Source organism: Streptomyces sp. CB02923, from assembly GCF_001905005.1.
Classification (GTDB): Bacteria; Actinomycetota; Actinomycetes; order Streptomycetales; family Streptomycetaceae; genus Streptomyces.
In genome coordinates this window covers 362952-376511 of sequence record NZ_LWKZ01000012.1, presented here as the reverse complement: position 1 = coordinate 376511, position 13560 = coordinate 362952, and the positions used below count along the sequence as shown (strand labels likewise).

The following is a 13560-nucleotide window of genomic DNA, read 5'->3' as shown; positions in this document are numbered from 1 at the left end:
GCCGTGCGGGGCGCAGCGCTCAGCGCCGCCTCAGCAGCAGTTCGGTGTTGCGGTCGCCCGGGTCACCGGCGAGGTCGCTCCGGGCGCCGGGCGCGTTGCAGGACAGTTCGCGGTAGAGCGCCGCCAGGCCCCGCTGCGAGAGGTCGCCGAAGTCCGTGCGGTGCGGCGCGTGCGACTCCACGAGGGTGGTGAACAGGGACAGCGTGCCGTCGCGGTTGTCCGTCACCTCCACGACCCGGGCCAGCTGGGGGAAGTCGATGTGCGAGGCGGTGGTGATCTCCCAGAAGGTGCCGTGCGGGGTGACGAGGTTGCGGTGGCTGTGCCCGTTGATCCAGGCCAGCACGTTGCGGTGCCGGGAGAGCAGGGCGACCAGCTCGGGCCCGCTGTGCCGCCGTTCGGCCGGGCGGGACGGGTCGGGCAGGGTGTTGTCCATGGACGTACTGGTGTGGTGGCTGAAGACGAGGACGTGCTCGTGGGCGTGCGCCCGCAGGATGCGATCGAGCCAGCGCAGCTGACCCGCGCCGATGGAGCCGGTGTGGTGGCCGCCGGGGTCGGTGGTGTCGAGGCTGACGCCCACCACGTTCTCCGCGATGCGGAACGTGTAGTGCAGCCGGTCCGCGTCGAGGTCGGCCGCCGTGTAGCCGTGGCCGTGCGGGCCGGGGCCGGTGTGCCGGGGGTCCAGGTGCGCGCGCAAGTAGGTGGCGCGGGTGAAGGGGACGCGGCGCTCGTCCGGGGTGACGGAGCGCGCCCGCCTGCCGTGCGCCCTCAGGAGGTCCGCGTACTCCCGTCTGCCGGGGCCGGGGCCGCGGCGGACCGCCAGGTAGGCGCGGATGGCCTCGTCGGGGGGCAGCAGTTCCAGCTTGCGTCCGCCGGTCGCGATCTCGGCCAGGAACGGGTCGTCGGGGGCGCAGCAGCCCGCGGGCAGCGAGTCGTGGTTGCCGACGGTCGAGTACCAGGGCAGGTGCAGCCCGGGGCTGGTGACCGTACGGGTCGCCGCCGCCAGGAAGCCGGGCAGGCCGGGGAAGCCGCGCAGCTTGTCGGCGTCGCGCAGGGCGCTGTCCGGCTGCCAGTAGAGCGGGTGGCCGCTGTTCTGCACGCCTTCGTAGTGCCGGGGGTCGCCCGAGTTGGGGGTGATCCGGCCGCCGCTCATCGCGGTCAGGAACCAGTCGAGTTCGATGCCGGAGTTGTTGTCCGTGTTGTCGCCGGTGGTCATCGCGAAGGACAGCGGCGCTCCGGTGGCGGGCCCGCCGGGCAGGCTGTTGACGCGCTCGACGAGGGAGACCGCGCCGGCGACGGACAGCGCCTCCTGCGGGCGCCAGGCGCCCGCGGACCGCACCCGCAGATACTCGTAACGCAAAGGATTCTGCACGTCGACCACGTGCAGGTCGGTGAGTTGCACGAAGGCGGCCAGCACGGTGCGCCGGTCGTCCCGGCCGGGGCGCGCGGCGGCGAGGTCGCGGCGTACGACGCGGTCCCAGCCGGGGCCTTCGGCGAGTCTGCGGTAACCGGTCGCGGCGCCGCGCGGGGTGGACACCGAGGCGAGGGTGGTGCCCTCGGCGTACGGCACCCGGGGAACGGGAGGCGGAACGACCGGTTCCGGTGCGACGAGGGGTGCGGCGAGGGCCGCTGTCGCCGCGTCAGGACCGGCGGCGGGCCGGGCACCGCCGGCCCCGTACGCCAGCGCGAACGCGGTCGTGGTGCCGACGGCACCGGTGGCGGCGAGGAAGGCGCGGCGGTCGACGGCGGGTGCGGCCGGGGCAGTGGGGGCAGTCGGGGCGGCGGACCGTGTACGGGACATGCACGAGCTCCCTGGTACGGACGGGGCGGCGGCGAGGGCGGCGCGGAACGCCCGTAACTGCCCTCTCACCAGGGAGCGTTGGCATCGGGTATGGCCCACGGGTGAACCGCGCCGCAACGCCGGCCGCCGATCGCCGGACAGGGATCACGGCGGGCGCCGATGGTCACCGGGCCCTCGGACCGGGTGCGGGCGGCGGACACCGGAGGTTCATCTCACGGGGTAGGCGGGCGGCGGCCAGGGGCCGGGAGCCCGGGGCCGGGTGGCGGGTGGCGGGTGGCGTGCGCCGCGGGACGGCGCCGGCCGTACACCCGGCACATGCCTCACGAATGTTCACAAAGTTGTGATCACTCCCCTCCCCAAACACCATCCCCTTACGTCATATTGAGCGGTCATACAGGTCCGATTTCCGGACCCTTCACCCTGAAGAGGTGTGCCATGACCCCCGACACAGGACGCCCGCCCGCGAACCGGGCGAGACGCACGGCCCGGATCGCGGCCGTCGCGGCCGTCGCCGTCGCGACCGCGGCCGGGCCCGCCCTCGCCGCCCACGCGGCGGCCACCGACGCGGACACCCGAATATCCGCCGGCTCCGCGTCCGCCCCGAAGGCCCCGCACGACAAGCTCGGTTCGCAGGACGCCGAACTGCTCGCCCGCGCCAAGTCCGGCGGCGCCCGCTTCGTGTCGATGATGCTGGCCACCGCGCCCGGCTCCACCGGGCAGGCGGCCGCCGGGCTCGACTCCCTGAAGGGCGCCTCGGTCGGGCGTACGGACGACAAGCTCGGTTACGTCCGTGCCACCGTGCCCACCGCCCAGGCCGACACGGCCATCGCGAAGATGCAGAAGCTGTCGTCCGTGCACGCCATCGACCTCCGCCAGGAGATCAAGCTGCCGGACCCCCGGCCCGGCACGGACCGCACCGCCAAGGCCCGGCCGCAGGCCGGCACCTACCCGGCGCCCGGCAAGAACACCCCGGCGAAGAACCCGTACCAGCCGTCCTTCGAGACCGGCGCGGTGGACTTCGTCCGTGACCACCCGAAGGCCGACGGCCGCGGCGTGACGATCGGCATCCTCGACTCCGGCGTGGACCTGGCGCACCCCGCGCTGCAGAAGACCACCACCGGCGAGCGCAAGATCGTCGACTGGGTGACGGCCACCGACCCGATCAGCGACGGCGACCAGACCTGGCGCCCGATGACCACTCCCGTCTCCGGCCCGTCCTTCACCTACGGCGGCCGGACCTGGAAGGCCCCCGCGGGCTCGTACCTGATCAGCACCTTCGCCGAGGCCGCCACCACCGGCGGCGACATGAAGGGCGACCTGAACCGCGACGGGGACACCACCGACAGCTGGGGCGTGCTCTACGACCCGGCCGCCGGCACGGTCCGCGTGGACCTGAACGGCAACGGCGACTTCACCGACGACAAGCCCATGAAGCCGTACAAGGACGGCTTCGACATCGGCTACTTCGGCAAGGACGACCCGAGCACCCCGATCGCCGAGCGCATCCCCTTCACGGTGGAGATCCGCAAGGACGTCCCGATGGACCCGTACGGCGGGGACTGGGCGGGCAAGAAGGCCGACTTCGTCAACATCGGCGTCGTCGAGTCCGAGCACGGCACGCACGTCGCGGGCATCACCGCGGCGAACGGGCTGTTCGGCGGGAAGATGAACGGCGCCGCCCCCGGCGCCAAGCTGGTCTCCTCGCGCGCGTGCACCTGGAGCGGCGGCTGCACCAACATCGCGCTCACCGAGGGCATGATCGACCTCGTCACCAAGCGCGGCGTGGACGTCGTCAACATGTCGATCGGCGGTCTGCCCGCGCTCAACGACGGCAACAACGCCCGTGCCGAGCTGTACACCCGGCTGATCGACACCTACGGCGTCCAGCTGATCATCTCGGCGGGCAACAGCGGCCCCGGCGCGAACACCATCGGCGACCCCGGCCTGGCCGACAAGGTCATCAGCGTCGGCGCGTCCATCTCCAAGGAGACCTGGGCCGCGAACTACGGCTCGGCGGTGACGCGCAAGTACGCCATGCTCCCGTTCTCCTCCCGCGGCCCGCGCGAGGACGGCGGCTTCACGCCGGTCATCACCGCTCCCGGCGCCTCCATCAACACCATCCCCACCTGGGAGCCCGGCGGCCCCACCGCCGAAGCGGGCTACGACCTGCCGCCCGGCTACGCCATGCTCCAGGGCACCTCGATGGCCGCGCCGCAGGCCACCGGCGCGTCGGCACTGCTGCTGTCCGCCGCGAAGCAGCAGCGGGTCGCGCTGCCCCCGGCGAAGCTGCGTACCGCGCTGACCTCGACGGCCAAGCAGATCAAGGGCTTCCAGTCGTACGAGCAGGGCTCCGGCCTGATGGACATCCGTGCCGCCTGGTCCGCGATCCGGCACGGCGCCGCCGCCCATGAGTACACGGTCCGCGCCCCGGTGAAGACGGCCCTGTCCGACTTCCTGAAGACGCCCGGCTACGGCACCGGCCTCTACGACCGCGAGGGCGGCCTCAAGGTCCGGCAGTCCCGGACGTACGAGGTGACCATCACCCGTACCACCGGCCCCGACCGTCCCGTACGGCACGAGCTGGACCTGATCAACAACGACGGCACCTTCGACCTGCCGGACGAGAAGGGCGCGATCTGGCTGCCGCTGAACCGGCCGGTGACCTTCGAGATCACCGCCAAGCCGCGCACCGCCGGCATCCACAGCGTCACCGTGGACCTGGACGACCCGCGCACCGAGGGCGTCGACCGCAAGATCCTCGCCACCGTCGTGGCCGCCGAGCCGCTGGCCGCGCCCACCCACGCGCTCGCCAAGTCCGGCACCGTCCAGCGCAACGCCACCACCTCCCACTTCATCACCGTCCCGAAGGGCGCCAAGGCCCTCCAGGTCTCGATGAGCGGACTCGCGGCGGGCAGCCAGACGCGCTGGATCGCCCTCAGCCCGCAGGGTGTCCCGGTCGACCCGACCGGCACGCCGAACTGCTACCCCAACTACCCGAACCCCGCCAACACCTGCGACCCGGTGCGGCGCACCTACAAGAACCCGGCGCCCGGCGTCTGGGAGATCGAGGTCGAGTCGCGGCGCACCTCGCCGCTGCTGGACAACCCGTACACGGTCACCGCTGCCGCGCTCGGCACCACCTTCGACCCGGCCGTCCGCGTCCTGCCGCAGGCCAAGATCGGCAGCCCGGCCCCGGTGGAGTGGAAGGTCGCCAACGCCTTCGCCGCCGTCGAGGGCACCCTGAAGGGCGGCGAGCTGGGCTCGTCCCGTACGCAGCGCCCGACGATCAAGGAAGGCGAGTCGCAGCGGTACGAGATCGCCGTGGGCAGCGGCGTGTCCCGGCTGGACGCCGCGATCGGCGCGCCCGCCGACGCCAAGGCCGACCTGGACCTGAGCGTCCTGCTCGGCGGCAAGGTCGTCGCCTCGTCGGCGACCGGCGGCTCGGACGAGTCGGTCAGCATCACCAAGCCCGCGCCCGGCACGTACACCGTCGTCGTGGACGGCTACGCGATCCCCGCGGGCAGCACCGCCTACGACTACCGTGATGTGTATTACTCCTCCGCGCTCGGTTCGCTCAAGACGGACGAATCGAAAGCGGTAAAGCTGGGTAGCGGAGCATCGACGCAGGTCACGGCCGAGGTCGCGGTCGCGGGCCCGGCTCCCGCCGGACGCGAGTTCTTCGGCGAGGTCCAGCTGCTGAACGCTTCCGGCACGGTCACGGGCAGCGGCGGCGTGCGCATCGAAAAGGTCGTGTCATGACGGCCTGAGATAGTGGACAGTAACGGGGCGGGTGCCCTCGAAGGCACCCGTTCCGCTGCTGTACGTACCGAACAAGGAGTGCCATGAGGATCGGAATCGTCGGAGCCACCGGTCAGGTCGGCGGCGTGATGCGGGGCATTCTCGCCGAGCGGAACTTCCCGGTGGAGCAGCTGCGACTGTTCGCCTCGGCCCGCTCCGCCGGGCGTACGCTCCCGTGGCAGGACACCGAGATCACGATCGAGGACGCGGCCACCGCCGACTACTCCGGTCTGGACATCGTGCTCTTCTCCGCCGGCGGCTCGACCGCCAAGGCGCTGGCCCCGAAGGTCGCCGACGCCGGCCCGGTCGTGATCGACAACTCCTCCGCCTGGCGCATGGACCCCGACGTCCCGCTGATCGTCTCCGAGGTCAACCCGCAGGCGATCTCCGACCGCCGCAAGGGCATCATCGCCAACCCGAACTGCACGACCATGGCCGCCATGCCGGTGCTGCGCCCGCTGCACGCCGAGGCCGGGCTGACCGCGCTGGTCGTCGCCACGTACCAGGCGGTGTCCGGCAGCGGACTGGCCGGTGTGGCGGAGCTGGACGAGCAGGTCCGCAAGGCCGTCGAGCAGGACGCGACCAAGCTCGCCCACGACGGTTCGGCCGTGGACTTCCCGGAGCCGGACAAGTACGTCCGCCCGATCGCCTTCAACGTGCTGCCGATGGCCGGCTCCATCGTCGACGACGGCCTCAACGAGACCGACGAGGAGCAGAAGCTCCGCAACGAGAGCCGCAAGATCCTGGAGATCCCGGAGCTGAAGGTCTCCGGCACCTGCGTGCGCGTCCCGGTCTTCAGCGGCCACTCGCTCCAGGTCAACGCCCGCTTCGCGCGCGAGATCACCCCGGAGCGCGCCAACGAGCTGCTGGCCGGCGCCCCCGGCGTGGCCCTCTCGCACATCCCCACCCCGCTCCAGGCCGCCGGGCAGGACGCGTCCTACGTGGGCCGCATCCGCAAGGACGAGACGGTCGACCACGGTCTGTCGCTGTTCCTCTCCAACGACAACCTGCGCAAGGGCGCGGCCCTGAACGCGGTCCAGATCGCCGAGCTGGTCGCGGCGGAACTGCGCGGCTGAGCCGTTTCCGCACCGCGCCGCGGGGCCCGTACGGATCTTCCGTACGGGCCCCGCGGCGTATCCGCACCTGCCTTCTACGGCCGCCGCACCTCGAAGTGGAAACACCCGTACTCCAGCGCCCGGACATGCACCAGCTCCACGCCCGGCTGCGCGAACGCCTCCGCGAACGCCGCGTCGAACCCGGCGTCCGCGTCCGCGGGGATCTCGAAGCAGCGACCGCCGACGATGTGCCCGTCCGCGTTGTAGCGCCGCAGGGTCCGCAGCGCCCCCGGCCGCGCGAACGGATACCCGGCCCGCCCGGCGGCGTCCGGCCCGCCGCACTCCTCGGCGTGAATGAACACCGGCCCGCACTCGTCGTACGCCCCCGGCCGCGCCCACCGCTCCTGCGCCCATCGTCGCAACGGCGCATACGAGACGAGCGCGATCCGCTCCCCTTCCACCACGGCCCGCAGACAGCACCGCAACGGACTGCCCACACTGTCCACCCGGTCACTCACGGACCCGGCAGCGAACGGCTCCATGTCCCGCCCGGAGTCGTCGGACTCACGCAGTTCCTTGAGGGCGGCTGCGGGGATGGGGAGGGGCGTGTACGTCGTCATGTGTACAGCGTGGGCGGGCATCCGACTTGTTTCCGGCGGAAATCGGACGTGGAGTTGACCAACGTCCCCGTCCCCCGCCACTCGGTCCCACAGCCGCGCGTCGCCACTCTCGTCCCACTCCTGCCACGCCGAGGTGTAGTCGCTCTCCAGCTCGGAGGCGCGCGGCAGACCCGCCGCTGCGGGGACCGCCTTGTCGGTCACCCCTACGGCAGCTTGGGCGGATACGGCTTGAACCGCGAGGTGTCGACCGCGAACGAGAACGGCTCGGGAAGCGGTACCGGGCCGCCGAACCGGTACGGGTCCACCCGGCGGTAGGTCAGATGGTCCGGCTCCGAGTACAGCTCGATCGTGCATTCGTTGGGGTCCACGAGGAGGTAGAGGGGAATGCGGCTCATCGCGTACCACATGCGCTTCTTGATGTAATCGCTGTCCCGGTCGGAGGAGACGACTTCAACGACGAGGTCGACACGGTCGGCGGGGAGCGGATTCGGGTTGTTGCGGATCGCTTCCTCGACGGTGACGGTGAGGTCCGCCTTGGGCTCGAAGCTGGAGATGTCCGAGATCAGCGCCTGTTCCGGCAGCGCTTCCCACCCCTCGGCGATCATCTGCGCGGTGAGCAAAGCAACGATGCGGTTGTGGAACGGTGCTGCCGACGCCTGCATAACGATCTTTCCGTCGATGAGCTCGATCTTGAGCTGGTCCAGCTCAGGGACCTTCTCCAGAAAGCGCAGCAGCTCGTGGCCTTTCTCGGCCCGCATGATGTCCTCAACAGTGTCGTGATGCATCAGGGTCATCGCGGCGCCTCCTTTCAGCCGGAGCGTAAGGTCGGCGGCCGCTCTGGAGCGCACGATATCCGTCGATGCCCTCCATCGGGTGATCCCGCGCCGCGTGGAAGGATGGGCCCAAGTCCGAAGCAAAGGAGATATCGGGTGCCTGGCACGAATCTGACCCGCGACGAGGCGCAGCAGCGGGCGCGGCTGCTGAGCGTGGACGCGTACGAGATCGATCTGGACCTCTCCGGCGCGCAGGAGGCCGCGGAGGGCGGCACCTACCGGTCGGTCACCACGGTGCGGTTCGACGCCGCCGAGGCGGGTGCGGAATCGTTCATCGACCTGGTGGCGCCGACCGTGCACGAGGTGGTGCTCAACGGTGAGCCCCTGGATCCGGGCACGGTGTTCCAGGACTCCCGGATCGCGCTGCCGGGGCTGCGGGAGGGCCGCAACGAGCTGAAGGTCGTCGCGGACTGCACGTACACCAACACCGGCGAGGGCCTGCACCGCTTCGTCGACCCGGTCGACCAGCAGGCGTACCTCTACACGCAGTTCGAGGTGCCGGACGCCCGCCGGGTGTTCGCCAGCTTCGAGCAGCCGGACCTGAAGGCGACGTTCGCCTTCACCGTCACGGCCCCCGCGGGCTGGACGGTGATCTCCAACTCGCCGGCGTCCGAGCCGCAGGACAACGTGTGGCGGTTCGCGCCCACGCCGCGGATCTCCACGTACATCACCGCGCTGATCGCCGGCCCGTACCACAGCGTGCACAGCACCTGGGAGGGCGGCGGGCGCTCGGTGCCGCTGGGCATCTACTGCCGTCCGTCGCTGGCCGAGCACCTCGACGCGGACGCGATCTTCGAGGTCACCCGGCAGGGCTTCGACTGGTTCGAGGAGAAGTTCGACTACGCGTATCCGTTCGCCAAGTACGACCAGCTGTTCGTACCGGAGTTCAACGCGGGCGCGATGGAGAACGCGGGCGCGGTGACCATCCGCGACCAGTACGTCTTCCGCTCGAAGGTGACCGACGCCGCCTACGAGGCGCGCGCCGAGACCATCCTGCACGAGCTGGCGCACATGTGGTTCGGCGACCTGGTCACCATGGAGTGGTGGAACGACCTGTGGCTGAACGAGTCGTTCGCCACGTACACCTCCATCGCCTGCCAGGCGCACGCGCCGGGCAGCCGCTGGCCGCACTCGTGGACCAGCTTCGCGAACTCGATGAAGACCTGGGCGTACCGGCAGGACCAGCTGCCCTCCACGCACCCGATCATGGCCGAGATCCGCGACCTGGACGACGTGCTCGTCAACTTCGACGGCATCACGTACGCGAAGGGCGCTTCCGTCCTCAAGCAGCTCGTCGCCTACGTCGGCATGGACGAGTTCTTCCAGGGCGTCCAGGCGTACTTCAAGGCGCACGCCTTCAAGAACACCCGGCTGTCCGACCTGCTCGGCGCGCTGGAGGAGACCAGCGGCCGGGACCTGAAGACCTGGTCGAAGGCGTGGCTGGAGACGGCCGGCATCAACATCCTGCGCCCGGAGCTCCAGGTCGCCGAGGACGGCACGGTCACCTCCTTCGCCGTACTCCAGGAGGCCCCGGCCCTGCCGGCCGGCGCCAAGGGTGAGCCGGTGCTGCGCCCGCACCGCATCGCGATCGGCTGCTACGACCTGAAGGACGGCAAGCTGGTCCGTACGGACCGGATCGAGCTGGACGTGGACGGCGAGCGCACCGAGGTACCGTTCCCGCAGAACACGCCGCGCCCGGCCGTCATCCTCCTCAACGACGACGACCTCTCGTACGCCAAGGTCCGCCTGGACGAGGACTCGCTGCGCGTCGTCACCGAGCACCTGGGCGACTTCACCGAGTCGCTGCCGCGCGCGCTGTGCTGGGCCTCGGCGTGGGACATGACGCGGGACGGCGAACTGCCCACCCGCGAGTACCTGGAGCTGGTGCTGTCGGGCATCACCAAGGAGTCCGACATCGGCGTCGTGCAGTCGCTGCACCGGCAGGTGAAGCTGGCGCTGGACCTGTACGCGGCCCCGGACTGGCGGGAGACCGGCCTGGCGAAGTGGACCGAGGCCGCGCTGGAGCAGCTGCGCGCCGCGGCCCCCGGCAGCGACCACCAGCTGGCCTGGGCGCGCGCGTTCGCCGCCGCGGCCCGTACCGACGCGCAGCTGGACCTGCTCCAGGGCCTGCTCGACGGTACGCAGGAGATCCCCGGCCTGGCCGTCGACACCGAGCTGCGCTGGTCGCTCGTGCAGCGGCTGGCCGCGACCGGCCGCGCCGACGAGAAGGTCATCGAGGCGGAGCTGGAGCGCGACCGCACGTCGGCGGGTGAGCGGCACGCCGCGGCGGCCCGCGCGTCCCGGCCGACCGCCGAGGCGAAGGCGGCGGCGTGGGACTCGGTCGTGGAGAGCGACAAGCTGCCCAACGCCGTGCAGGAGGCCGTCATCAGCGGCTTCATCCAGACCGACCAGCGGGAGCTGCTCGCTCCGTACGCGGAGAAGTACTTCGCCGCGGTCAAGGACGTCTGGAACAGCCGCAGCCACGAGATGGCACAGCAGATCGCGGTCGGCCTGTACCCGTCCCTCCAGGTCTCCCAGGAGACCCTGGACGCGACCGACACCTGGCTCACCTCGGCCGAACCGAGCCCGGCCCTGCGCCGCCTGGTGACGGAGTCCCGCTCCGGCATCGAGCGCGCCCTGAAGGCACAGCACGCGGACGTGGCTGCCGCGTAGCGGCCGCGCCTCGTCGAGATACGGGAAGCGCCCCGGGCCGATCGGGCCCGGGGCGCTTCGTCGGTCATGGCCATCACCGATCGGGGTGGCACCACGTGCCGTCGTACCGGCGGCCGCTCAGTGATTTTTCAGGTACCAGGTGACGCCCATCGCCGCGGTGACCATGCCGCTGCAGAGCCAGCGGAGCAGCCGCGGGGAGACGTAGAGGCTCAGTTCGAAGTGGCCGTCCAGGTACATTTCCAGGCGCCTGCGGTGGGCCTGCCGACGACTGTAGGCGCCCGAAGGGGTGACCGGGGCGCCGGCTGCCGGAGAGAGGTTCAGGGGCGGTCCGGAGGGGGTGGGTCCGGCGCCGCCCGTGGTGCTGCCGACGTCGCCGGTGGGTGAAGGGCCCTGGGACCGGCTGCTGGTCGGTTCGTTCATTGAGTTGTCTCCTGTGCTCGTGCCGACCTCGTCGTCGGCTCGGTTACGGCGAGAAACCCGTGCCACGCCTTGCTCCAACGGCCAAGCAGGGAAGGCGAGGACGGAGTGAGCGCTGCTCCCCCGCGGCATGCGTCCAGACCATTAACGGTGCCGGGGCCCGCTCTGGCAACTGATTCCGGTGCCCCCGGGACCGGAGCGGACCGGCCGGTTGTCAGCGGGCCGGAGTATGCTGCGGCCCCCTTCGCCGGACATATGACAGCCATTCAGCTCAAAGAACGCAGACGCCCCTCATCTACTCACGGGTAGCGCGTCAAGCCTTCGGGGGGCCGGACCGCGACGCCGCAGCACCCAGCCGATTCGAAAACCATACGTAACGAATAGGCAACAGAAGGTGATGCCTAACTGGGCGTCAATGTGACCAACGCGACAGCGTAAGCCCTCTTGCCTCGCGAGGTTTTCATGATCGTTGCAGCTTCCTGTTCGTGAACCGATCGCTCGATACGGGTAACTGGTTCACCGCTGAACGTTTTCCGCCGTCCTTCGTCCGCGCCTTACGGCGCCCACCGGGCAGACCGGGACAGGCCCGACCAACAAGGCCCCTTGGGGATTGCGCACATCACCACCCGGGCGACCCTCCGTGCGACTGCCGAAGCCAAGTGGTCCACCCGGGGAAAAGGATCACCCCTGCAAAGAACATTCCGACCCCAGGAACCCGGACGACATGCGCCCCGGCCTGCAAAAGCCTGCCCTCCGGAAACCGCCGCCCCTTCCCTACCTTGGCCGTTGGAGCAGGGGCGGCGGCTCTCGCCGGACGCGGAGACCACGTCCTGAGCTGGCCGTCGTCCGACCACGGGCACGTACAGGACACGCCTGCGACAGCCGGTCGGCGGCCGGGCCCAAGGATAGTGTCGCGACGCCGCAAATCCGCCGGGGAGTGACGCCAAACACTCCACACCGACGAACCCGGGGTGCTATTTCGGCGCACTCCGGGTTCGGCGGTTTACGATGCTCAAATCTCCCTCAAATTGAGTTGCTAATGCGCACATCGATTTAGGTACCTGTCGACAAGGGTCTGCGCCACTGCTGCCCTGCGCGCCCTTGCCGATGGCGCGTCGCCGGCCACCGCCGGACGCTTTCGCGACACCGCGTGCCACGAGAGCAGGGGCTAACGCCGCTCAGCCGCACAACTCGTCGAAGCGGCGGGCGAGTGCGGCGCGGCCGGTGTCGGTGAGGTCGCCGTGCAGGCGCAGCCGGGCCAGGCCGCCGTCGGGGAAGACGTCCAGCCGTACGTGGGTGGCGGTCACCGGGCGCGGGAGCGCGAAGCGGTGCGGGGTGTCGGGCTGGAGCCGGGTCTGCGGCAGGATCTCGAACCAGGCCGCGTCGTCGGCCGGGTCGGCGGTCTCCGCGTCGCATCCGTAGAGCGCCGCCCAGCCCGCCGAGTTGCCCTTCAGGTACGCGGTGTCGATCTCGACGGCGCGTATCCCGCCCTGCGCGGCCAGCCGGAACCGTACCCAGTCGTTGGTGTCGCGGACGCGGCGGCGGCGGTTCTCCCAGCCGTCGTCCATCTTGCGGGACAGGTCGGGCTGGATGATCTGCGCGGGCGAGGAGTAGAAGCGGTCGGAGGCGTCCTCGACGACGCCGCCGTGCATGACGGACGCCAGGTCGACGGTGCCCAGCACGTCCAGCCACGCCGGGTCGGGCACGACCTCGCCGTGCACCCGCAGCCGGGCGACGCCGCCGTCGGGGTGCTGCTTGAGGCGCAGGTGGGTGAAGCGGCGCTCGGCCGTCACCGCGAAGCCGTTGGCGGCGTGGCCGCGCACCGGCGTACGGGGGACGATCTCCTCCCACTTCACGTCGTCGGCGAGCAGGTCGGCGGGGCTCGGGCTGCCGGGGAGCGCGGTGGCCTCGACGGTGATCTGCTGCGGGTAGTTGCCGCGGAAGTGGGCGGTGTCGACGATGACGCCCCGGATGACGCCGGCGGCGGCGAGGCGGATCAGCGCCCAGTCGTGCTCGTCCTCGGCGGGGAAGGGGTGCGCGCCGTCGGCCCCGCGCCGCCGCCGGGTCTCCCAGCCGTCCATGATCTTGCCCTTGTGGCCGAAGCGCTCCGGGTCGAAGACCGCGGGGCCGGGCTTCAGCAGGTTCTCGCGCTCGGCGAAGAACTCGTCGTTGGCGGCGATGACACCGGCACCGAACCGGCGGTCGGCGAGGTCGACGAGCGAGGTGAAGGGGAAGTCCCCGCCACGGTAGTCCGCGTAGGGGTCGCCGCCGCCGTACGGTGCGGCGTCGTTGGCGTGCGGGTCGGTGGAGGAGGCAACGGCCGGAGTGGTGGTCATCTCTGCCCTTCGGGGAGGGGGTGAGGGGTG

The 13560-nt window shown here is 71.0% G+C and carries 8 protein-coding genes; 3 read left to right on the top strand and 5 right to left on the bottom strand.

Going from position 1 to position 13560, the window contains the following annotated elements; all coding sequences use genetic code 11:
- Positions 1–19: 19 nt before the first annotated feature.
- Positions 20–1798 (bottom strand): TIGR03767 family metallophosphoesterase, encoded by a 1779-nt coding sequence (locus A6A06_RS13230; RefSeq protein WP_073761400.1) that lies wholly within the window; start codon positions 1796–1798, stop codon positions 20–22.
- A gap of 435 nt (positions 1799–2233) precedes the next feature.
- On the opposite strand from A6A06_RS13230, the gene A6A06_RS13225 reads away from it, so the two are divergent.
- Together A6A06_RS13225 and A6A06_RS13220 are read left to right on the top strand one after the other, a co-directional pair.
- Positions 2234–5557 carry a S8 family serine peptidase gene (locus A6A06_RS13225; protein ID WP_073761399.1) on the top strand — a complete coding sequence of 1108 codons (3324 nt, stop codon included), beginning with the start codon at positions 2234–2236 and terminating at the stop codon, positions 5555–5557.
- Positions 5558–5640: 83 nt separating this feature from the next.
- On the top strand, positions 5641–6672 hold the full coding sequence (locus A6A06_RS13220) for an aspartate-semialdehyde dehydrogenase (RefSeq protein ID WP_073761398.1): 1032 nt from the start codon (positions 5641–5643) through the stop codon (positions 6670–6672).
- A gap of 74 nt (positions 6673–6746) precedes the next feature.
- On the opposite strand, the gene A6A06_RS13215 is transcribed toward A6A06_RS13220, so the two are convergent.
- Positions 6747–7271 carry a DUF1203 domain-containing protein gene (locus A6A06_RS13215; protein WP_073762123.1) on the bottom strand — a complete coding sequence of 175 codons (525 nt, stop codon included), beginning with the start codon at positions 7269–7271 and terminating at the stop codon, positions 6747–6749.
- A gap of 203 nt (positions 7272–7474) precedes the next feature.
- Positions 7475–8065, bottom strand: a complete 591-nt coding sequence (locus A6A06_RS13210) for a Uma2 family endonuclease (RefSeq protein WP_073761397.1) — start codon at positions 8063–8065, stop codon at positions 7475–7477.
- A gap of 135 nt (positions 8066–8200) precedes the next feature.
- Here A6A06_RS13210 and pepN point away from each other — a divergent pair, with 135 nt between their 5' ends.
- Positions 8201–10777 (top strand): aminopeptidase N, encoded by a 2577-nt coding sequence (gene pepN, locus A6A06_RS13205; RefSeq protein WP_073761396.1) that lies wholly within the window; start codon positions 8201–8203, stop codon positions 10775–10777.
- 117 nt (positions 10778–10894) lie between these two features.
- Here pepN and A6A06_RS13200 read toward each other — a convergent pair whose 3' ends face one another.
- Together A6A06_RS13200 and alc are read right to left on the bottom strand one after the other, a co-directional pair.
- Positions 10895–11197, bottom strand: coding sequence for a hypothetical protein (locus tag A6A06_RS13200; protein WP_073761395.1), 303 nt, complete (start codon positions 11195–11197; stop codon positions 10895–10897).
- 1175 nt (positions 11198–12372) lie between these two features.
- Positions 12373–13530 (bottom strand): allantoicase, encoded by a 1158-nt coding sequence (alc, locus tag A6A06_RS13195; RefSeq protein ID WP_073761394.1) that lies wholly within the window; start codon positions 13528–13530, stop codon positions 12373–12375.
- Between the last annotated feature and the right edge of the window lie 30 nt (positions 13531–13560).